General features: G+C 60.1%; 15 protein-coding genes and 4 pseudogenes. 6 read left to right on the top strand and 13 right to left on the bottom strand.

The genetic code is table 11. From position 1 onward, the window contains the following. The first annotated feature begins 228 nt into the window (after nt 1-228). Both NKI63_RS20500 and NKI63_RS20505 read left to right on the top strand, forming a co-directional pair. On the top strand, nt 229-378 hold the full coding sequence (locus NKI63_RS20500; protein ID WP_023721628.1) for a hypothetical protein: 150 nt from the start codon (nt 229-231) through the stop codon (nt 376-378). Nucleotides 379-489: 111 nt separating this feature from the next. Further along, nucleotides 490-681, top strand: coding sequence for a hypothetical protein (locus tag NKI63_RS20505; RefSeq protein ID WP_084642947.1), 192 nt, complete (start codon nt 490-492; stop codon nt 679-681). Between the two features lie 27 nt (nt 682-708). Here the strand turns inward: NKI63_RS20505 and NKI63_RS20510 are convergent, their stop codons facing one another. After that, nucleotides 709-1,317 (bottom strand): S46 family peptidase, encoded by a 609-nt coding sequence (locus NKI63_RS20510; RefSeq protein ID WP_023721626.1) that lies wholly within the window; start codon nt 1,315-1,317, stop codon nt 709-711. A 12-nt stretch (nt 1,318-1,329) separates the two neighbouring features. Here NKI63_RS20510 and NKI63_RS20515 point away from each other — a divergent pair. Next, nucleotides 1,330-1,970: pseudogene (locus tag NKI63_RS20515) on the top strand (IS630 family transposase); the annotation flags it as partial. Nucleotides 1,971-2,025: 55 nt separating this feature from the next. Here the strand turns inward: NKI63_RS20515 and NKI63_RS20520 are convergent. From NKI63_RS20520 to NKI63_RS20535, 4 genes and pseudogenes are all read right to left on the bottom strand, one after another. Next, nucleotides 2,026-2,796 carry a GntR family transcriptional regulator gene (locus tag NKI63_RS20520; RefSeq protein WP_352466340.1) on the bottom strand — a complete coding sequence of 257 codons (771 nt, stop codon included), beginning with the start codon at nt 2,794-2,796 and terminating at the stop codon, nt 2,026-2,028. An 18-nt stretch (nt 2,797-2,814) separates the two neighbouring features. Beyond that, nucleotides 2,815-3,444: pseudogene (locus tag NKI63_RS20525) on the bottom strand (TCP-1/cpn60 chaperonin family protein); the annotation flags it as partial. 450 nt (nt 3,445-3,894) lie between these two features. Then, a pseudogene (locus NKI63_RS20530) lies at nt 3,895-4,091 on the bottom strand (IS21 family transposase); the annotation flags it as partial. A 194-nt stretch (nt 4,092-4,285) separates the two neighbouring features. Further along, entirely contained in the window at nt 4,286-5,011 is a 726-nt protein-coding gene (locus NKI63_RS20535; protein ID WP_023721622.1) for an FkbM family methyltransferase, read from the bottom strand. A 268-nt stretch (nt 5,012-5,279) separates the two neighbouring features. Between NKI63_RS20535 and NKI63_RS20540 the strand changes: the two are divergent. From NKI63_RS20540 to NKI63_RS20550, 3 genes and pseudogenes are all read left to right on the top strand, one after another. Continuing rightward, nucleotides 5,280-5,745: pseudogene (locus tag NKI63_RS20540) on the top strand (IS6 family transposase); the annotation flags it as partial. Between the two features lie 473 nt (nt 5,746-6,218). Further along, complete coding sequence (wecB, locus tag NKI63_RS20545; protein WP_023721620.1) at nt 6,219-7,361, top strand: non-hydrolyzing UDP-N-acetylglucosamine 2-epimerase; 1,143 nt, start codon at nt 6,219-6,221, stop codon at nt 7,359-7,361. 654 nt (nt 7,362-8,015) lie between these two features. Beyond that, nucleotides 8,016-8,189 carry a site-specific integrase gene (locus NKI63_RS20550; RefSeq protein WP_352515799.1) on the top strand — a complete coding sequence of 58 codons (174 nt, stop codon included), beginning with the start codon at nt 8,016-8,018 and terminating at the stop codon, nt 8,187-8,189. Between the two features lie 1,240 nt (nt 8,190-9,429). On the opposite strand, the gene NKI63_RS20555 is transcribed toward NKI63_RS20550, so the two are convergent. From NKI63_RS20555 to NKI63_RS20590, 8 genes are all read right to left on the bottom strand, one after another. Further along, complete coding sequence (locus NKI63_RS20555) at nt 9,430-10,320, bottom strand: sugar kinase (protein WP_245278698.1); 891 nt, start codon at nt 10,318-10,320, stop codon at nt 9,430-9,432. 152 nt (nt 10,321-10,472) lie between these two features. After that, nucleotides 10,473-12,554 carry an FAD-dependent oxidoreductase gene (locus tag NKI63_RS20560; RefSeq protein WP_031194753.1) on the bottom strand — a complete coding sequence of 694 codons (2,082 nt, stop codon included), beginning with the start codon at nt 12,552-12,554 and terminating at the stop codon, nt 10,473-10,475. Between the two features lie 203 nt (nt 12,555-12,757). After that, nucleotides 12,758-14,413, bottom strand: a complete 1,656-nt coding sequence (locus tag NKI63_RS20565) for a GMC family oxidoreductase (RefSeq protein ID WP_352466339.1) — start codon at nt 14,411-14,413, stop codon at nt 12,758-12,760. Between the two features lie 13 nt (nt 14,414-14,426). Next, nucleotides 14,427-15,125: an SDR family NAD(P)-dependent oxidoreductase gene (locus NKI63_RS20570; RefSeq protein ID WP_023721612.1), complete on the bottom strand. Its 699-nt coding sequence runs from the start codon at nt 15,123-15,125 to the stop codon at nt 14,427-14,429. Continuing rightward, nucleotides 15,122-16,681: an aldehyde dehydrogenase family protein gene (locus tag NKI63_RS20575; protein ID WP_023721611.1), complete on the bottom strand. Its 1,560-nt coding sequence runs from the start codon at nt 16,679-16,681 to the stop codon at nt 15,122-15,124. The genes NKI63_RS20570 and NKI63_RS20575 overlap by 4 nt, the downstream gene beginning before the upstream one ends. Beyond that, complete coding sequence (locus tag NKI63_RS20580; protein ID WP_023721610.1) at nt 16,675-17,409, bottom strand: enoyl-CoA hydratase/isomerase family protein; 735 nt, start codon at nt 17,407-17,409, stop codon at nt 16,675-16,677. Before NKI63_RS20580 ends, NKI63_RS20575 begins: the two co-directional genes overlap by 7 nt. Beyond that, nucleotides 17,402-19,015: an acyl CoA:acetate/3-ketoacid CoA transferase gene (locus NKI63_RS20585; RefSeq protein WP_023721609.1), complete on the bottom strand. Its 1,614-nt coding sequence runs from the start codon at nt 19,013-19,015 to the stop codon at nt 17,402-17,404. Before NKI63_RS20585 ends, NKI63_RS20580 begins: the two co-directional genes overlap by 8 nt. Nucleotides 19,016-19,168: 153 nt before the next feature. Further along, nucleotides 19,169-20,215, bottom strand: a complete 1,047-nt coding sequence (locus tag NKI63_RS20590; RefSeq protein ID WP_023721608.1) for a LacI family DNA-binding transcriptional regulator — start codon at nt 20,213-20,215, stop codon at nt 19,169-19,171. Nucleotides 20,216-20,343 lie beyond the last annotated feature (128 nt).

The raw sequence follows: 20,343 nt of genomic DNA on the forward strand, positions 1-20,343 counted from the left end.
TAACTACGCTCGAAAGGACGACCTTAAGAGCGCAGCTTCGCTACCGGGCCATGCTCGCGCAAGGCGGCCCTCGCCGGAGGCGTACGATCTACACGACCTAGCGCGATTTGGAGCCAACCGGCCTGGGACCTGGGCGGCCGCCTCGCCGCCTCTGGCTCTGCGCCGCAAAATCGGGCCGGTTCCGCGTCCGCATCGAATGACGCCGGTTAGAGGTGGTCTCGGAACGGGGTGCTCGGCATTTATGATCCGACCGAGCGCCAGCGAGTGATCGTCGGCGGGCTGGACGGCGGCATCATGTTAGGGGACTACGGCCTCCAGGCGCGCGAGGAATGCCGAGACCTCGGCGCCGATGTCGGCCGGTTCAGTCACCGTGGGTGACGGCCTAGCTACTCCCCGATCATCCGCGATTAATTCAAATTTGTCTGTAAATATTGACGATTGCGCGACCTTCACCTCGTAGACGGCAATGGGGTGGTTAGAGAGGGTCCTATGACAAGCGATTTTTCCGCCGCCCGAGTGCATTTAGATCGAGCGTATGACTACCTTTGTGGCGATGACCCGATGAGTCGAAGGGGACGCCAAGCCTTGGACCTGCTAATTGAGGCGGTTGCCGTCGAAGAGTTCAAGCAGCCACGCCAAAACGCGGAGGTGCTAAGGTTTCCGATTGGGCGCCGCTCCTGAGGCAATCTCCACGGCCGCCATGTAGCCTCAGGTGAGGCGCTCACCGGACGGTTGCGCCGCCACTATGAACCATGGTGAGCAAATCCTCCAGAAGGCCAAGAAGCCCGCCCCGCATGAGCCGAGGCGGGCAATAGAAAATGGGGTGCCCAAGCGCGTCCATGAAACAGCGCCGCAGGTAAAATTCAGCAGAATGTCCATCCTGGCGCCTTCAACGGCGATGCGCAGCCAGTTCTTGGGCCGGTAGGGCACGTTGTCGCGCGCATATGGCCGGGAGGAACCATCAGGCGCGACATAGGCGCGACAAAAGCCGAAGTGGCCCGTGTGGCGCGGCCACATCCAGTTATCCGTTTGGCCGCCGAAGTTGCCGATGCGGAGCGCGGGCGCATAGACGAGGCGCACGTCCTCAATTTCGAGCTTCTGGAGGAGATAGTAGGAGGCGCCGCCATAATGGGCCCCTACGTCGCAACGGTGATTGGGCTGTCCTTCACATGCGGCGATCAGGGCCTTTTTGTTCGTGGCGAGCCGCTCACAGCGGGCAAACCCGTTCAGCTTGTCTGAGAGGCTCTTGAGCATTTCGGCGGTCACATCCCGCATGTCCTCGATCACATAGATGCGGCTGCCGGGCGCCGCGGGCAATTCTTCACCCAGTTCAAGCTGTCGAGCGATCCACTGTTCGTCGACAAGGTTGGCGACATCGTCGGGCTCTACCTGTCACCGCCCAACAGGGCAATGGTTTTGAGCGTCGACGAGAAGAGCCAGATCCAGGCACTCGATCGGGAGCAACCGGTCCTGCCGATGATGCCGGGCGTGCCGGAGCGCCGGACCCATAGCTATGTCCGACACGGCACCACTCGCTGTTCGCGGCGCTCGATGTGGCGTCCGGCTTTGTGATTGGCAAATGCTACAAGCGGCACAGGGCGACCGAGTTTCTGGACTTCCTCAAGCAGATTGACGCCAATGTGCCGCCCGATCTCGATGTCCACGTCATCATGGATACCACAGAACCGCGCTGGTCAGGTTTCTGTCGCGCCGGCCTCACTACCATGTCCACTTCACGCCCACATCGGCATCCTGGATCAATCAGGTCGAACGCTGGTTCGCTGAACTGACCCGAAAGCAGCTGCGACGCGGCGTGCATACCTCAACCAGCCAGCTCGAGGCCGATATTCGCACCTTCATCGAGCGCCACAATGAGAACCCAAAGCCCTATCGATGGACCAAGTCCGCGGACGAAATTCTCTCGTCCGTCAGGTGTTTAGGCCGAGCAGACCTTATGTGGCGAACTTTAGGTTCACATGACTAGCTAGCTGAAAACTTTGCAACACATCCCTTCGCAGTTGGGCATCATCTGCTCCGGCCGATCAATTGGCGGGGTTGAGCGATCGAGGCGCTCTTGCGCTCGATCCAGCCAGTGTAAATGTAGCGATCGGCCCGGTAGGACGAGGACGAAAAGTAAATAACCTGATCGGTCGCGTCGAAGGCGGTACGGTCGATTTGCAGTACCGCAGTGCCGCTAGGCACGTCGAGTGCCTTTGCCAGTTTGGCACGCGCGGTGCCGGCCCTTATCTCCTGCCTGGCTCGCGCCAGAGTCACACCAAGTTGCCGCTCGAGAATCTCGGTGAGAGAGGTGTCGGCAAGGTCCACTTTTTCGATCTGGCGCCCTATTGCCGCAGGAAGCGAAACCGTCTCAACAGCTACGACTTCGTCGTCAATCGTTCTCACGCGCTCGATGTTTAGTACTCGTTCATCGGTTGGCACATTAAGTGCGGTTGCAACCACGGCGTCAGCGGAACGCCAGTCGACCGTCACATGCCTGGTACCCGGCCGGAAGCCACGCGCTACCGCTTCTTCCGAAAATCCTGAAAAAGTGAGCAGGTCCCGGCCGATGTGACGCTTGGCAACAAACGTCCCCTTGCCAGCGCGTCGATAAAGCAAGCCGTCACCGACAAGGGCAAGCACCGCCTGTCGCACCGTATTGCTGCTGAGTTCGTGCTGTTTCATCAACTCCATCTGAGTGGGGAGCTGATCCCCAGCATTGAAGACCCCGCTCTCGATCTGAGACCGAATGATATCCGCGAGCTGAATATGAAATGGAGTTCTACCGGGCTGAACCATGCGGTCTCCTTAAGCCGAGATCACGCCTTGGCCGAAGAGATCGCCGAATTCGCCGGTCTGGGCGTCCGAGCCATAGGTACAGCCTCGCGCAGCTTGCCGATGACGATGGAGCGGTTTGCCCCGCTGTTCTCCGCGATCTGGCGCGCGGGAGCTTCGATGGCGCGCCGCACGATATCGGGGCGGTATCTCTGGTCGGCGTTGTCGGCGGCGACCGCCTCGAGTGCCTTGGCGGCTCTGAGCAGCGCCACGCCGCCGGGCAGGATGCCCTCCTCGACCGCGGCACGGGTGGCATGAATGGCGTCGCCGACCCAATCCTTGCGTTCCTTGACCTCGACCTCCGTCGAGCCGCCGACGCGGATGACGGCGACACCCCGGCGAGCTCGGCCAGCCGCTCCTGCAGCTTCTCGCGATCCAGTCGGAGATGGTCTCCTCGATCTGCGTCTTGATCTGGGTGACACGCCTCTGGATCTGCTCCTTCTTGCCGGCGCCGTCGACGATCGTGGTGTTCTCCTTCTCGACTGTCACCCGCCTGGCGCGGCCGAGCATGTCCAGCGCGACATTCTCTAGCTTGATACCGAGATCCTCGCTCATGGCGGTGCCGCCAGTCAGGATCGCGATATCCTCCAGCATCGATTTACGGCGGTCGCCGACCTCGAGGTCCAGTGGCTTAGGCTGGCCGGTTTCATTGCGTGCGTCAGGACCGGCGGCGATCACTTCGCCCTCCTGCAGCTTTTCCTTCGCGATGTCGGGAATGGTGATGCCTCGCTGGCCGTCTTCTCGTCGGCTTCGATGCGGCGGACGAGGATGCGGTCATCCAATGAACGGAACGTCATGTCGTTCTCCTTCAGGACAAACAGATTGCAACAGGCTACCCCGATTCGGACCGACAGGGCTTGGTGCAGGGCTCGCGCGACCCTTTTTCGGCATCGCGCGCACATGCGGATTAATTTTGCTCCGTTCTCCAAGAGTGGACTGGCCTATGAAGTTCCGACCCTTATGCCCTGCTGTGTTGATTGCGCCATGGGACGCATTGACCGTTGTCTCGATGCGGACGAGACGAAGTTTCACAGGGCCTATCCTGAGCCTATGAAATACGTCTTCGGCGCGTTCAGGGCCTGCGCTCGCGGGACATGGAGCTGAGGCCGTCTCCAGCAGCAAGGCGTTGAGTTCCTCCAGGTTCTTGAAGCGCAGCCTTGGGGTGAAAAAGCGCTCGCGCCCAGCCTGACCTGGTTCTCGACCCGACCCCTCTCCCAACCCGACGCTGAAGTGCAGGCCACCGGCTCGATAAGATAGTGGCCGATCCCAATGCATGGCCAAACAGCGGTATCGACGCCCTCATGCCATGGAATTCCCAGCGCTGAATGGCCTCAGCTCCCGCTTACGCTACATGCGGCGATATGCGCTTCATCTGATTGCCACGCGGCACCCGAGGACGGACGTTGGCAGGCTTGGTGTACGTTCAATGACGCGTTCGATTTGGGCCGCTGCATCAAGTCAATCGCTCGAAGACGACGTTGATGTCAGTCATTGCAGCAAGCCGGTATGATCTGCATTCCATTACATTGATGATCCGATCCCTATTGCCCTTTAGATAATGCTCGTTTGGCTCGCATTGGATGACAGCAGGTCTGATGCACTCGTAGTCAATGGCCTTGACGAGATCGTGATCCAGTCCTTCGCAATCGATCGATAAGAAATCGATCTTATTGGCATAAGGGGCCAGTAGTTCATTGATACCGATCGCGCTCACCTCGATATGTTCTCGGATACCTCCTATACCGTCGAAGTCCCCGAAACTTTCAACGTGTGCTTTATCCACCGACGAAAGCTCATGGGCGTTTCCGATGAAGAGCGTCGCAGACGCTTGCGGAGCGGGCAAGACAACGGATCGAACGAGAACGTCTTCCGGGCGAGCAGTCCTGATCAGCGCTTCCAATTCAGGATTGGGTTCAACCAGAACACCTCGCGCGCCCCGTTGGTACATAAGAAAGGTATTTGAGGTCGAGATGGGGTGATTAGCGCCGATCTCGACATAAAACACACTGGCCCAAGATCTTTGACTCTTGCAGAGTTTTGCAGCCAGAATTCCTTCGACAATAACGTCTTCTCCGGCTTGTGCGTAACTAGCCGGCGCGAAGTGCTTTATCCGAGAGTTCGGGAGATTGAGCCTAGTGACCTCTTGGTTTATTGACTGGTTTTCGAAGTGGGACAACATAGCTCGACCTCCAATGTATTGGACAGGGGACCGCTACGACCGGTTGTCGCGACGGCCCCTGCTCATAATCCCCGCAATCAGCGTGCCACGTGCCGAATGCGGTGCTCCTTACTCAATAAGAGTGAAACACGCGCGCCCGCTGGAATGGCCGCGACACTTTTGTCGGGTTCGCGACATCAGCGCCACCGTCCGGCGACTTCCCGAGGATGTGTTGCAAAGTTTTTGGTAACCAAGCGCATTGGGCTCCGGTGTTCCTCGGAGAGTTGAGATATTCGAAGGCCGCCATTTCGACCAATCTGTGATCTTGCTTTGCATTCGCTCGCATCTGGCCTACGGACTGAGCCTACGCTGATCTTCGAGAAATGATGGCGGAGCGTGGCATTAGTGTCGATCATTCAACGATCCATCGCTGGGTCGTTCATTTCGCGCCGCTGCTGATGGAACGCTTTAACCGGCGCAAGCGCCTCGTGACCGGCAAATGGCATGCGGACGAGAACTACATCAAGGTCCGCTGGCGATGGATGGACCTCTATCGCGCCATCGACAGCGTCGGCGACACCGTCGAGTTCTGGTTCAGTGAATCCCGGGATTTGCCGGCCGCCAAGCGTAAGAGCGTTGGCACGCCATGACCGTGCTGATCGCATCGTCATCGACGCAGGCAGACCAACCGGGAAGCCATTGTTTCCTGCGATGCCACAAGTCGATTGCAGGATTGCTCCCGGCGCCGGTCGAAAGCCGACCCGCATTTGGCAAAGCCGGCCAGCTTGTCCGACGCAGCGATTTGCTCTTCGTCGCTAAGACTGCGTCGTGTGTCGGCTTTGTCGGGCCCGTGACACGAAGTTCGGTTGGGCGAACTTTTTTCTGTTTGCTAAGTAGCTGTAAGCAATCACAAATTGTTTTTTAGCTCGATCAGCCAATGTGGCACGAGTTTTGTGCCTCCTCGTTGAGGAGTGGCGGCAGCAATTGCCGCCATCATTGATGCCGGGGTCAGTCGCGATGGAGGAAGGCGATCCGCGTCAAATCGCGTACTATGGCAAGGGTACATCCTCGTCGTCCGCTGTGAATGGACAAGACGTGGTTCGCTTCGGCCCTGATGATGGCGCCTATGGCCCCTTAGGCGATTCCTTGGCGACTGCGGTCTCCGACGCCCCCAGGCCACGCAAGACACTAGCAGAGAGCGCGCTCACATTTATTTGGAGAGACGATCATGCCCAAGGTGGCATTCATTTTCGGTACTCGTCCTGAGGCGATTAAATGCGCCACAGTAATTAAGGCGATGAAGCTCGACCGCAGGTTCGAGCCCCTCGTTGTTTCCACGGGGCAGCATCGCGAGATGCTGGATATCGCTTTAGCGGAATTCGGTATTCGACCCGACATCGAACTAAGCGTCATGCAACCTCGCCAGACCTTGTCACAGGTCACATATCGAATACTGGAAAGGCTCTCCGGGCAAATAGAACAATGGGGGATCGACGCGGTAGTCGTTCATGGCGATACCGCGAGCACCCTGGCAGGAGCCCTGGCCGCCTTCCAGCACCGTATCCCCATCATCCATATCGAGGCGGGCTTGCGTAGCGGCAACATTGCATCGCCATATCCAGAGGAGGCCAATCGGCGCCTGGTCGCCCAGATAACGGATCTCCACCTGGCGCCGACGATTCGTAGCAGCGAGAACCTTCTCCGCGAAGGTGCCGCTGAGGATCGTATCACGGTCACCGGGAACACGGTCGTCGACGCCCTTCACTGGGCGGCCGAAAATGCCCCCGCCTTCGCCGAGCCAGCGCTTGCCGACCTGAAGAACGAAACGCGGCGGATCGTGGTCGCCTCAGCACATCGGCGTGAATCGTGGGGCGCACCGATGCACGAGATCGCAAAAGCTCTTGTGCAGCTATCATGTCAGGAGAACGTGCGTGTCATCATCCCATTGCACCAGAACCCGGCAGTGCGCGAAGTCATTTTGCCCTATTTAAGCAACCAGGCGAATATTACGGTGGTGGATCCTCTGCCGTACCGCAACTTCTGCAGCCTTATGCTGCGCGCGGACATCATCATCTCGGACAGCAGCGGCGCAGAGGAAGAAGGCCCTTCACTCGGCAAACCGACGCTCGTTTTAAGAGAAATCACCGAGCGGCCGGAGGCTGTCGAAGCTGGCACGGCGCGCCTTGTGGGCCGCAGCACCGCCCGCATCGTGAGTGAAGCGACCCGGCTGCTGCGCGATCCGGACGAATATTCACGGATGGCCCAGCCCGTGGACGCCTACGGCGATGGAAAGGCGACAACTCGGGTCATCGGTGCAATCGCGAGATATTTCGCTGCGCACACCGCGCGCGAGTCGCAGCTGGCCAACTGATGGGCCGCCAGATCAGCGGCGTGGCGCGGGACCGTTCGCTGCCCTCCACGCCCTCCGAAGAACACCACCATATCGAACTGACCGGACCGGGCGATGACGACAAAAGAGAGAAGGTCATGGCTAGGAGTAACAATCCGACGAGATCTCAATTTCTCCAACGCTGTGGTGTGCCTATTCCCATGAAGCCCGCCCCCGATTCCGAAATGAAGCGCCCATACCCAAGGATCAGGGATTCGTCCTCAGTTCCCGGGGCAACCGCCTCTCGGCGACCGGCCTGCAAAATGGCTTTGCCGAGGTCCGTAAACTCGCCGACTTTGATGGCGGTAAGCCGTTTAAGGCCGCACGATCACCGGTTTGCCGTGACCCGCCTCAGCCTCTGGCACCAACAGCGCGCAGACGTTCAGGCGCTGGCCACATATCTCGGCCACGCCAGTTACACCGACACGGCCTACTACCTGAGCGTGCCGCCCTCGATGGAGGCGCAGCACGAGCGAACACCGCACACCTGCTCGTAGCGCCGCTCCTGGAGTCCTATTTCCGCCGGCGCCTGACCAAGCAGCGGAACGCGACTCCCGCGACCGTGGCCAGCTATCGCGACGCCTTGCGCATGCTGATCCTTTTGCCGCCGCCCGGTTGCGGAAGAAGCCGGCGGCGTTGACGCTCGAAGAGCTTGATCGAGACCTTGTTCTCGCTTTTCTCGACGAACTCGAGGAGAAGCGGAACAATTCCGTCACCACGCGCAACGCCCGCTTGGCCGCGATCCGATCTTTCTTCCGACGTCGCTTGCCGCCGACCCGGCGTTCTTCGGCGTTGCCCAACGCGTGCTGACGATTCGCATTAAACGGACGCACATTGAGGTGACGTACCACCTCACCAAGGCCGAAGTGGACACCCTCATCGCGGCGCCCGATCCAAAGACGCCCCGTGGTCGGCGCGAGGGACAAACTGAGGGGGTTCGCCCGCCCGAGGCAAAGCATGATCCGCGTAATGGGATCCGCGTCGATCCTGCACGTAGCGCAGCCGAAGGCGTAGCGGAGGAAGGACTGGGAGACCTTTTTTGCTTGCGAGGGAGAGAAGGCAGGGCCCTCTTTCCCTCTCTGAGGCAGACAAAGTCGGCCGCGATCGCGGCCGTCACTCTTTGAATAGAAAGCAGCCGTCGTCACCGGCTAGCGCCAGGACGGCTCCCGCGGTGAATGGCAAGAAGAGCTAGCGACTTACCATCACCAACTCGTATTACCCGAGCTGGCGCACTATGCTGATTGCGGGCCGTGCTGTAAACGGGCGATATCCCAATCTGGTGTATTGATGACGGCGTTCTGGCCGCGTTGGCTCCGTGCCGAAGGCATAGAGCGGTTTCGCGAAGCGACGCGCCCATATTCTGGCAGGCCCACTAGATTCCAAGGTGGCGTCCAGTCAACCAATTCGGTTACATTGATTGGAACGAACACAGAAGATCAACGTCACTTTGGCAGGAGCAATGGCAGGACCTTTCGAAGAATGGATTTCTCACCTCGGTTTACAGCAGATCGACGATCCATAAATTGACAAGCCGGTCTATCGGAAAACCAGCTTCGGCGAACTGGAGTTAAGCGCCGAAATCGAAAAAAAGATCAGCACCAGCCTTCGCAACGCTCGCGACCGACGGAAAATCCCGCGTTCAAAGCTAGCACCCATGCTTGGGCTCAGCGACTAGGTTTATAATCGTTACGAAAACGCGGTTTCACGGCTGACCGTCGGCCGACTGCTCCACTTTTGCGAGGTGCTGAATATTTCACCGGTGGAGATCCTATACCCCGTCGTGCTGCATCTTTGCGGTGAAGACCAGGCCGAAGCGGAAACTCCTATGGCGATCGTTGAAAAGCTGGCGAATTTCGACGGGCTCACGGCTTCAAGCCATTCTGAGCTTTCTTCGTCACCTGAAGACGAAGGAGACTGATGAAGGCCGCAACGGCATCGGCCGGTATCTGGATCCCGTCTCGCCGGCGACGCACTGGTGGCCGTCGCGTCGCGACGGTGGGCATATACGAGCGTTGTTTTCCAATGCTGGTGTGGTGCAAGCTCGACAGGACTACGCAGCCATACGTGTGCGGATTTCTCTCAGATAAGGGATGGAATCGACCGCGCCGGTCTTCTCAACTGCGAGGGACGCCGCAGCACAAGCGAACCGGGTGGCCGCCTCTGGATCGCCGCAGCGCAAAAATTCAGCCAGAAAGGCACCATCAAAAGTGTCACCAGCAGCCGTCGCATCCACAAGTTGCGCTGAGTAAGCGGGTATCCGAATTCTCATATCGCCACCAGCTACAATTGCGCCTTCTTCGCCTAGGGTCAAAAGGACCGTTTTGACGCCGTGTCGAAGGAATTCGTCGCAAATGGCATCCGGATCCGATAGCCCGAGCAGGGCTTGTGCGTCCTCCATGCTCGGAAAGAGAAAGTCTATTTGTGGCAATGAAGCTGACAAGGTTTCCCACGCCGCTGCCGGCGTCCATAGACTGCGCCGCAGATTGGTATCAAAGGAAACCTTGGCACCTGCCGATCTGGCCATCTCCATCGCTGTAAACGAAGCGTCCCGGCAAGACTCGGAAATAGCCTGTGATATCCCGCTAAGATGAAGAAATGACACTCCCGCGAACATGCCTGGTGCGAGATCACTGCTTGCCAGGCGGCAGGCAGCCGAGCCGGCGCGCCGGTAGGAAAAGCTATGACCATCAGGACCATACTCTATGAAATAGATACCGGTTGGCGCGGCAGCATCACGGATGACATGCGTCGTTGCGATGCCTTCGTCGTGATACAGCGACCGGATACGCTCGCCCAGGCTGTCCTCCCCAAGGCGGGTTATCATCCCTGCTTTCGCGCCGGATCTGGCTGCGGCGACCGCGCAATTCGACACATCGCCGCCAATGCCCGGCTTGATCGTTCCGTCCCGCCGCCACGCGAACTCGAACAGGGGTTCACCCATGCAAACGATGTCAGCCTCTCCACCACCCATACCACACCTCATTGTCCGTCTCCGGTCGCCCTTCGGCTGGCGTTTAGGCCTCAGGTTCCCTCAGTTCCAGATATTCCATGCGGATGTTGACGACATCACGCGCACCGCGACTAGGTATCTTCTTAGTCAGAACCGCGATCAAAGATCCGGCCGGTCAGCCAATCTGGCCAATCGCGTTCGAAGAACGACCCAGCACTCTCGTCGAACGAACGGATTGGACGTGTTGAAACCACCATTTCGACGCCGTCCAATCGGACAATGATCTGTTCACTCCGCTGGGCGTCGCGCTCCCTCCGGAAGCGATAGTCTTCCAGCGGGCCTGTCCTCGCGAGCGGAAGCGATTCACCTTCTCGATCGCATATTGCGCGGGAACCGCGGCTCCCTCCGCCTTGGCCAATGTAATGGTCCAAAGCGGTAAGCACCGCTTCGGAAGCTAGCGCCATTTGCCGCCATTGTATTGACCGCACCGCCTCAGCAGGTCGTTTGTACCTAATGCCATTTGCGCGAATGCTTACATTGAGTCTTCGAGCTTCTGCGAGGGCCTGGCTTACCCGCTCGCCGTCGCAGATCATACCGGCCGCATCGCTCATCCGCGCCTGGATCGTGGAACGCGCCGACTTGATCGTCAGCGAGCTGTCGGGGCGCATGATCGTGAAGAGCGCCGCGATGCCCGCTTGCGCAGCTCGGGCAATGTCGACCTTCGGCGCTACTTTTGCTTTGCCGCTGGCTGCAATGTGCTCGGCCGCTCGGGTGCCAAAGACCTGCCCGGCATTAAGCGCGGCTCCGCCGGGCCGCGTCACGCCGTGCGTACCAGCGGCCTCTCCGATCGCATAGCAGCCGGCAAGGCTACTGCGCCCCCAAACGTCCACCATGATGCCGCCGTTCATGTGCTGGTTGTTGACGGCGAACTCCAACGGTTCCTTGGTTATGTCTATCTTGTAGCGACGATAGAGTTCGATCGCGAGCGGGTTCATGTGCTTCAACCGCTCGATTGGCAAATGTTGACCCGCGCCGGCATTGCCGAGATAGGAACTCACGTCGTCGTCCAACCGTTCGAGGGAGAACGGCAGATCGCCGGGCATGGGCAGCGGATTCCGGTTGAAGTCCATGAACACGCGCCGCCCCGCTGCGGACTCGCGATAGATCGCAACATCTATGAGACTCGAGCTGAAATCGAGCATCCGCGTGGCATGAAAAGGCCATTGATATCCCTTGCGGAACAGGTTGGAGGCCATCTCCTGTGTGCTGCGATAATACTGGGCAAGGAAGTGGTGCTCATTGCCCTCCGCGTCAATCGAATAGACATGCGGAATCGCCTGGACATAGGTGCCGGACAGATTCCAGGGAAAACCCTCCCGGCGCGTGCCTATACCGAACTGGCTCTCCGTAAGGTTGACCAATTCGATACCAGCTTCGAGCGCAAGGCCGAGCGACCCGAAGCAGCCGTTGGGATAGACACTATCACGATAAAGTTCGCCGGGACCGCCCGCGGCAAGCACAAGGACCGAGCACTCGAACAGGGCAAGGCCGAAGGGGTTTGTTGTTGTTCGGTCGTTGGGGCGCATCGTAAGAATGCCGGCGACGTGCCGATCCGTCCCCTCCCCGCAGGTGAGGATTTTGGCAGCCGTAGTGTGGTTATAGAACGGAACATCAAGACGGATCGCCTCTTCGGCAAGCACCTTGACCATCAGACGTGACGTGCGTGGACCGCAACTGGTGGCACGACCCACCTCGTCGTGGTCGGTCTTGTATCTGAGAGTGCCGCCCAGCGCGTCCTGAGGCAGTGGAAGGCCAAGAAACTGTAGCGAGGCCATCATGCGAGACGAGCCCACGGCCTCCACATAGGCAATATCCTCATCCATCGCGCCGCCGGCGCGTATTGCTCGCGCCATCGCCTTGTAGTTATCTCCCTGATCCGCACTGTTGGCCGTATGCAGCGTCTGCTTGTCAGAGCCGGAGCAGGCCGACGTTCCACCCCAAGCGCTTTGACTGACGATAACCACCTCTTTCCCACGCCGCCTTAATTCCACCGCCGCACGCAGCCCCGCCGCACCGGAACCGACCACTACACAACCGCATCGATAGACCGGGACTTGAAGGTCGCCGTGGACCATTGTACCGGACGGAGCCGTCTCCGACCGTAGTCGCGGCATATCGACATCGGTCATGGCGTCGAGAATGTGCTGCGGGACGTCAATCGTCATAAGACTGCTAAGATCCTTGTGTCATCAGGGAGCGCATTTTTGCCAGTGATTCATCACCATGAAATGCCAACCGGATGTGTCAGCACGAATTTGGCCGATCAGTGCGTGCATGCGCGGGATATCTTGGCCGACGAGAACAGCCGGAAATCGTAACATTCGCCCCATTTCCCTGCTCACTTCGTGGCGGCGGATCATGAGTGCACCTATTGAATGTTGTTGCGTGCGCGGGGGCGCGCGTCGTTGCGTTCATGCTCGAAAAGAGCCGGCGGAAGCGGGGCACGATTGCGTATTATGTCGGATCCCTTCTCGCCCACCATGATCGTCGGAGCATTGGTGTTGCAGGACGGCACCCGCGGCATGACTGAGGAGTCGCAAACGCGTAATCCCTCCAGCCCATGGACCTTGAGATCGAGCCCGACGACGGCCATGGAATCGAAACCCATCTTGCACGTGCCGACCGGGTGGTGATCGGTCTTGGCATTGGCGCACCCGTAAATGAACAAGTCTTCGTCCGTCACGGCCTTTGGTCCAGGCAGGCGCTCGGCCATCACGAAAGGTTCCAGGGCGGCCTGCTGCATGATCTCCCGGGCGATCTTCAGGCCCTCAATCGACATTTTCCGGTCGTGCGGGTCTTCCCAATAGTTGGGGTCGATCAGCGGGGCCGCCGAAGGATCGGCGGAAGAAAGTCTAACCGTGCCGCGAGAGCGCGGGTGCAGATAGGCGGAGTTCAGCGTCACACCGGCGCTCTTCAGCCGCTCGACTCCCGCCTCGATCCCGGAGCCGAGGCCGAGGTGGAACTGGACGTCGGGCGAGCGGGCCTCGGGGTCCGCATACCAAAAACCGCCCGTCTCGAAGAGCGAGGAGGCGACCGGACCAGTGCGGAAGAGTACGTACTGGATACCGGCCCAGAGGGTGCGGTGCAGCTTCGCCACGTTGTCATAGGTGTGGTCGCCGGTGCATTCGCAAATGACGAACAGGTCGAGATGGTCCTGCATGTTCGAGCCAACCCCCGGTAGGTCGTGTTTCACCTGAACTCCGACAGATTTAAGATGATCGATCGGGCCGATGCCCGACTGCAGGAGTAACTTAGGCGACCCTATGGCGCCGGAGGAGACGAGTACTTCGCGTTCCGCCCGGATCGCTTCGATGCCCTTCGCAGTCACGACCTCCACGCCCACGGCGCGGGTGCCTTCCAGCACGATGCGGGCGACGCGAGCGCCGGTGCGGATCGAAAGGTTTCTCCGACCCTTGATCGGCGACAGATAGGCCATTGAGACGGAGGAGCGACGGCGATTGCGTTGCGTAAGCTGGTAGAAGCCGACGCCGGCCTGCTGGCGACCGTTGAAGTCGTGGTTGTAGGGAATGCCGAGTTCCTGGCCGGCGCGGATATACGCGTCGCAGATCGGGAGATTCGAGACTGGCATGGAGACGCCGAGCGGCCCACCATAGGAATGGTAGTCGTCGGCAAAACGCTGGTTGTCCTCAGCGCGCTTAAAATAGGGCAGGATTTCCCGATAGCTCCAGCCTTCGCAGCCGTCGTCTGTAGCCCAGAGATCGTAGTCGGCTGCATTGCCGCGCGTATAGAGCTGTGCATTGATTGAAGAACCTCCGCCGATCACCTTCGCCTGCGTATAGCGCAGCACTTGGCCTTTCATGTGCTTCTGCGGCACGGTTTCCCAGCCCCAACTCGCCACGCCCTTGGTCATCTTGGCGAAGCCCGCCGGCATGTGGAACAGCGGGTTCCAATCTCGGCCGCCAGCCTCCAGCAACAACACGCGCACGGCCGGATCTTCAGAAAGCCGGTTCGCGAGCACGCAGCCGGCAGGCCCGGCTCCGGTGATGATGTAGTCGAAGCCCATTCTGTTGCTCCCTTCAGAGGCGTGGAATTGAAGAGCCCCCGTCGGCTTCGATGATCGTTCCCGTCGCAAAACCCAAATCGCCGGAAGCGAGTGCCGTGCAGATTTTGCCGAGGTCTGCTGCTTCTTCCCCCCGCTCGATGCCGGGCCGCACCTCAAATACTGATACTCCCGTATCCATGATATGAAATGCCACCCCCTGGTAGAATGCCGCCAGCTCGGCCTTGCTGATGCAATAGTCCGCGCGTTCGGGCGAACTTACCTCGGGTGAGACCGACGTGATGTTGATGATGGACCTGGGTACATCCGCCGCGCTCCTCACGAGCATTGCCTTGACCACAGCAAGCGTAAAGAACACCGTTCCCCTTAGGTCCATCGCGATCGTCTTATCGAAGTCCGCCGGCACCAGGTCGAGGAAGTCACCTGGTACGACTGCCATGGAGGCATTGCTAACAAGGCAATCGACACGACCAAATCGCGAAAGGACGCCCGTTACCGTTTCTTCATGTCGGGAAACATCAGCGATATCGGACTGCAGATAGGCGGCTGCCACGCCATAGGATTCTAGTTTTGCGACAGCATCCTGCCCGTTGTCGGGACTCGCGACCCCAGTGATCGCCACATTGTATCCCGCTTTTGCAAAGGCGGTCGCAATTCCGAGATCGATGCCGTGGCTGCCAGTGACGACGGCGACGGGCCGTGTGGTCGTCTTCATTCGGCGAGGTCCCGGTCGGTGCGTTGGCCAGGCCAATTTTCCTGTCGCGGCATCCACCAATTGGTGCGGCCTCCGATGTGCATGTTGAGTGTTTTTGTTTCGGTGTAGTCCTCGACCGCGCGGCGTCCGAGTTCGCGACCGAGCCCGGATTGCTTGTAGCCACCGAACGGGAGCTCGGAGGCGCCATCCATGAAGGTGTTCATCCACACCGTTCCTACCCGCAAGCTGCGCCCGAATGTCAGGCACGTATCGAAATCGCGGCTCCACACACTGGCGGAAAGGCCGTAATCGATGGAATTGGCGATCTCGACGGCTTCCGCCGCCGTTTCAAAGGTGAGAACTGAAAGTACGGGGCCGAAGACCTCCTCACGTGCGATTTCCATATCCGGCATGACCGCCTCGAGGATTGTTGGCGACATAAAATGCCCCATCCCGAGATCGAGTTGATCGCCCCCGTGAACAACCTTCGCGCCGCTATTCTTTGCACTGGCGACGTAGCCCGCGATCTTCTCCAAATGCTGAGGCGTAATGATCGCGCCGACCTGCGTCGCTGGGTCCAGCGGATCGCCAACCTTCACGTATTTCGCAAGCTCTGCAACACGCTTGACCACATCCGACGCGATGCTCTTATGGAGGATTAGCCGCGAGCCGGCGTTGCAGCATTCGCCCGCATTGAAATAAGCGCCGAAGACGGCGGCGTCGATGAAGGAGTCGAGGTCCGCATCCGGGAATACGATCTGCGGATTCTTGCCGCCGAGTTCCAATGACACCTTTTTGAGGGTCTGCGCTGCATTCGTCATGGTGAGCTTTCCGACGCCGGTCGAGCCGGTGAACGAAACCATGTCGACCGCAGGATGGGACGTCATGATCGCGCCGACTTCGGGACCCGTGCCGGTGACGATGTTCACGACGCTGTCCGGAACGCCCGCTTCCTCAAGGATCTCGCCGAGAACGAGCGTCGAACCCGATGTCAGCTCTGAGGGCTTAACGACGCATGTACAGCCGGCGGCCAGCGCAAAGGGCAGTTTCTGGCTTAGGATCAGGAATGGAAAGTTCCACGGCGTTATGATGGACACGACGCCGATCCCCTCGCGCAGAACGACGCCTAGTGTGTTCTGCCCAAGCGAATTGTAGCTCTCGCCGTGCAGGTCGCGGGCAAGCGCAGCGGCATAGCGCCAGATGTCGACAGCGCCGGCGATCTCGCCGCGCACCTGAGTTATTGGCTTGCCGCCCTCGATGCAGTCGAGATAGGCGAGGTCTTCGGCGCGGGCCTCGATGAGATCGGCGGCCTTCAGCAGAACCCGCGAGCGCTGCGACGCCGTCGTGTGCGGCCACCGGCCGTGGTCGAATGCCTTTCGCGCCGAGGCGATGGCGCGCTCGGCATCCATCCTTGTCGCCGCCTGGTAGCGGCTCACGACGATGCCGTGGCTCGGCGCGTTCCGGTCGATCGTCCGGCCTTCTGCGCCGGCCGTCCATCTGCCGTCGATCAGCATCTCGAAGCCGCGCACGGGCGCGTCGGCAAGCGCTGTTGGCCTGATCTCTAACGTCATCACCATTCTCCCTTGAAGACCGCCGCGCGCTTCTGCGAGAAGGCGGCGACGCCTTCCTTGAGATCCCCAGTCTTGGCGGCCAGAATCGAGCCGAGCGCTTCGACCGCCGAACCATTGTCCTCGCCATTCGCGACGGCGATCATTAGCTTCGATATCTCGACGGCCGCCGGTCCCCGCGTCGCGACCCGCGCCGCGTAGGCCTTCGCCTCGATGACGGCAGCGCCGCTGTCCACGACGGCGTCGACCAGTCCGTACTTGAGGGCTTCCTCGGCGGAGAACGTCTCACCTCCCAGGACCATGCGGCGAACTCCCGGTATCATGCCGAGCCCGGTCTCCGGCAGGCCGATGCGGATATTTTGTTCCGCGATGCGGAAGTCGGCTGCGGCCGCGAGTTCCAGGCCGCCGCCGAGCGCGTGGCCGTTGAGTGCGGCGATCACCGGCATGCGCAGGGTCGCCAGACGCTCGAAGACGCGATGGCCGAAGCGGACCCAGGCATGGCCGAACTCGTTCGCCTGCATGGCGCCCCAAGCTTTGATGTCGCCACCGGCGCTGAAGGCTCTGCCTTCGCCGGTAAGCACCACCGCGCGGACATCGATCATCGCCTCGACCTCGTCGCAGATGGCGGCCAATGCCTTCAGCATGTCAATATCGACGGCGTTGAGCTTCTCGGGTCGAGCGATCGTGACGGATGCGACCGCGCCTTCGGCGGCAAGCCTCATGTGCGCGTCAGCCATTACATGCCCCCGCCAAGCTACGGGCCGGCTTCACGGCAAGCGACAGGCCGATCGGCCTGTCGACGAAGAGCGCGCCGTCCATGACTTTTAGGGTGTCGGACACGATCAGCGGGAACTCCGACTGTTCAAGAATGCCGGTGTTGAGATCGATGCCCGGCGCAATTTCAGTCAGCACGACGCCGTCCGGCGTCAGTCTCATCACGCCGCGCTCGGTGACATAGGTGATATCCTGGCGCTGTTCGATGGCTCGCCTGCCCGAAAAGGTGACGTGCTCGACCTCTTTGACGAGCTTCCTAAGCTTGCCCTCCTTCTCTACAACGACCTTGCCGTCCTCGACAGCGAGCTTGGCGCCGGCATTGAACATGCCGGAGAAGACGATCTTCCTCGCCCTTGCCGTAATGTCGACGAAGCCGCCGGCGCCCGCCGTGATATGAGGGCGGAACGAGAGCTTTGACACGTTGACGGAGCCGTCGCGGCCTATCTCTAGGAATGACAGCAGCGAGGCGTCGAAACCTGCCCCTTGGAAATATGTAAACTGGTAGGGCGAGGGCATGAAGGCGTCGGCATTCGCGGCGCAGCCAAAGGCGAAGTCAAGCAGCGGCACGCCCCCGACCGCCCCCTGTTCGATGACCCAAGTGACCGCGCCGTGCAGCCCTTCCTCCAGGAGAATGCGTGGGACATTGGCCGAAATCCCGAAGCCGAGATTGACGGCGCTGCCCGCCTCGAGTTCCTGCGCGACGCGCCGCGCGATTATCTTCTGGATGTTGAACTCCGGCACGCGAAAACTTTCGAGCGGCCGAAAAATCTCACCCGAGATTGCAGGGTCGTAGAGCGTCTGCGTTGTCTGTTTCTGGTCGGGATCGACGACGACGTAGTCGACGAGAATTCCGGGCACTCGCACGTCATGCGGCCTCATCGATCCGTCCTTGGTGATGCGCTTCACCTGGGCGATGACGATGCCGCCATTGTTGTGGGCCGCGAGCGCTTGGTCGAGGCCGCCGAGATAGGCGCCTTCGTGTTCGTAGGTCAAATTGCCGCGCTCGTCCGCCGTCGTGGCACGGATGATCGCTACCTGCGGCGCGATCGCCTCGAAGTAGAGGTACTCCTCACCGTAGAATTGGATTTTGCTCACCACGGGCCGGGCTTCCGCGGCCGCATTCATCGCGCAGCCCTGGCGGTTCGGGTCGGCGAAGGTGTCGAGCCCGATCTTGGTGATAACGCCCGGGCGCTTCGCGGCCGCTTCGCGGTGCATGTCGAAGAGCACTCCGGAAGGGATGTTGTACGCCGCCACGTCGTTGCTTGCGATCATTTGCCAAATGAGGGGCGGCTCGGCGGTGGAAGGACCTGAAGGGTAGGAGCCGCCGATGATGGTCTTCAAGAGGCCTTTTTGGGCTATGTAATCGACGCCGTTGATGCCGCTCATGTCGCCCGCGGCAATCGGGTGGAGCGTGGTCAGGTCGCGCGGATGCCCGGCGGCCTCGAAGCGTTCGCCGATCGCCTTCAGCATCAGGTCCGGGCAACCGAGCCCGCTCGAGGACGAGACCGACACGACAGCGCCATCCGGAATGAGGGCGGCGGCTTGGGCGGGGGTGATGTGCTTGCTCATTGCGGGATGCTCAAAGTCCTGGTTCGACGCGCATATGTCTTGGCGCGCCCAACACTGGAACTGACGACTGATACGACCTGCCTCGGCTTCCCCGCATACCAGTGACCCATTCGCGCGCGATCATGCTCGCACCGATCAATGCCCATCGAACCGTCATCCTAACTTCCCCTCTGGTTTGCTCTGGCCAGTTCCACAACTCTGGCGGACGACCAGCCTGACCGCCGCAATGATGTTCTCCGCATCTGCTTTTCCCGCATTGATCTGCTTCAGAAGGAGGTGTGCGGCGCGCCTGCCCATAGCTTGCGGATCGACCGAGATCGTCGTCAGGGCCGGAACCGCCGTTTTCGCCTCGATAACGTCGTCGAAACCTACCACCGCGAAGTCCCGCCCCGGTTCCATGCGCCGAGCGCGCAATCCATCACACACGCCAAACGCCACCGCGTCATTGAAGCAGACGGCCCCGGTCGGTCGATCGCTGATGGTCATCGCACGTCCGATGGCTTCCACGCCACCTGCTCTCGAGGGAATGGACGGAACAACTAACTCCTCATCGAACTTAAGACCACTTTCGTCCATCGCTTTGCGGTAACCAGACCGTCGCTCGGCAAACACAGCCGTATCTGGAAAGCCTCCCAAAAAAGCGATCCGGCTATGCCCTAGCGACACCAAATGCTTGACCGCCATCGCCACGCCGCCAACGTTATCAGACACAATCGACGACATTCTCGCGCCGGGCAGGCTGCGGACTACCACAACCACCGGGATTCCTGACGCCACGAGCGGCTTGAAGTCTGCTGCATCGGTGGCGCGGGCCGGCGAAACGATAAGCCCCGAAATTCCATGCTCACGCATCGAGGCAACCACCTCTCGCTGCCGGTCGGTATTTTCACTCGTATTTGAGAGGAACTGGACGAAGCCCGCCGACTGGACGACCGTGTCGACCCCTACGGCCAACTCTGCAAAGAAGCTGTTTGTAAGATCGTTCACCACGACACCGATGATGCCCGATCTGGCGCTCGCCTGTCGAAGGTTTGCGGCACCCCGGTTGTAGACATACCCCAACTCGCGCATTGTCGCGTTGACCTTGGAACGCGTCGCTTCCTTCACCAGAGGCGAGCCCTGCAAGACCAACGAAACCGTGGACTTGGAAACGCCTGCGGCTTTGGCGATGTCGATGACAGTCAGTCTCGCCTTTGACATCGCAACCTCGGTCTTCTCAAATTAGGCTTCAAACAATTGGAACGTTCCTAGCTTGTCAAGCGGAATTTTATGTAATGGGAGCGCCTGTCACCCGCCGCTTTTGTCATTGCGCCCCGATGGTGTGCCAT

Source organism: Mesorhizobium sp. M0410, from assembly GCF_040321435.1.
Lineage (GTDB): Bacteria > Pseudomonadota > Alphaproteobacteria > Rhizobiales > Rhizobiaceae > Mesorhizobium.

Coding starts and splice junctions, on each gene's coding strand:
- NKI63_RS20535 (WP_023721622.1), bottom strand. CDS start 5,011: ATGTTGTCCCACTTCGAAAACCAGTCAATAAACCAAGAGGTCACTAGG.
- NKI63_RS20555 (WP_245278698.1), bottom strand. CDS start 10,320: ATGGGTGAACCCCTGTTCGAGTTCGCGTGGCGGCGGGACGGAACGATC.
- NKI63_RS20575 (WP_023721611.1), bottom strand. CDS start 16,681: ATGGTGATGACGTTAGAGATCAGGCCAACAGCGCTTGCCGACGCGCCC.
- NKI63_RS20585 (WP_023721609.1), bottom strand. CDS start 19,015: ATGAGCAAGCACATCACCCCCGCCCAAGCCGCCGCCCTCATTCCGGAT.
- NKI63_RS20580 (WP_023721610.1), bottom strand. CDS start 17,409: ATGGCTGACGCGCACATGAGGCTTGCCGCCGAAGGCGCGGTCGCATCC.
- wecB (WP_023721620.1), top strand. CDS start 6,219: ATGCCCAAGGTGGCATTCATTTTCGGTACTCGTCCTGAGGCGATTAAA.
- NKI63_RS20560 (WP_031194753.1), bottom strand. CDS start 12,554: ATGACGATTGACGTCCCGCAGCACATTCTCGACGCCATGACCGATGTC.
- NKI63_RS20520 (WP_352466340.1), bottom strand. CDS start 2,796: ATGGTTCAGCCCGGTAGAACTCCATTTCATATTCAGCTCGCGGATATC.
- NKI63_RS20590 (WP_023721608.1), bottom strand. CDS start 20,215: ATGTCAAAGGCGAGACTGACTGTCATCGACATCGCCAAAGCCGCAGGC.
- NKI63_RS20565 (WP_352466339.1), bottom strand. CDS start 14,413: ATGGGCTTCGACTACATCATCACCGGAGCCGGGCCTGCCGGCTGCGTG.
- NKI63_RS20570 (WP_023721612.1), bottom strand. CDS start 15,125: ATGAAGACGACCACACGGCCCGTCGCCGTCGTCACTGGCAGCCACGGC.
- NKI63_RS20505 (WP_084642947.1), top strand. CDS start 490: ATGACAAGCGATTTTTCCGCCGCCCGAGTGCATTTAGATCGAGCGTAT.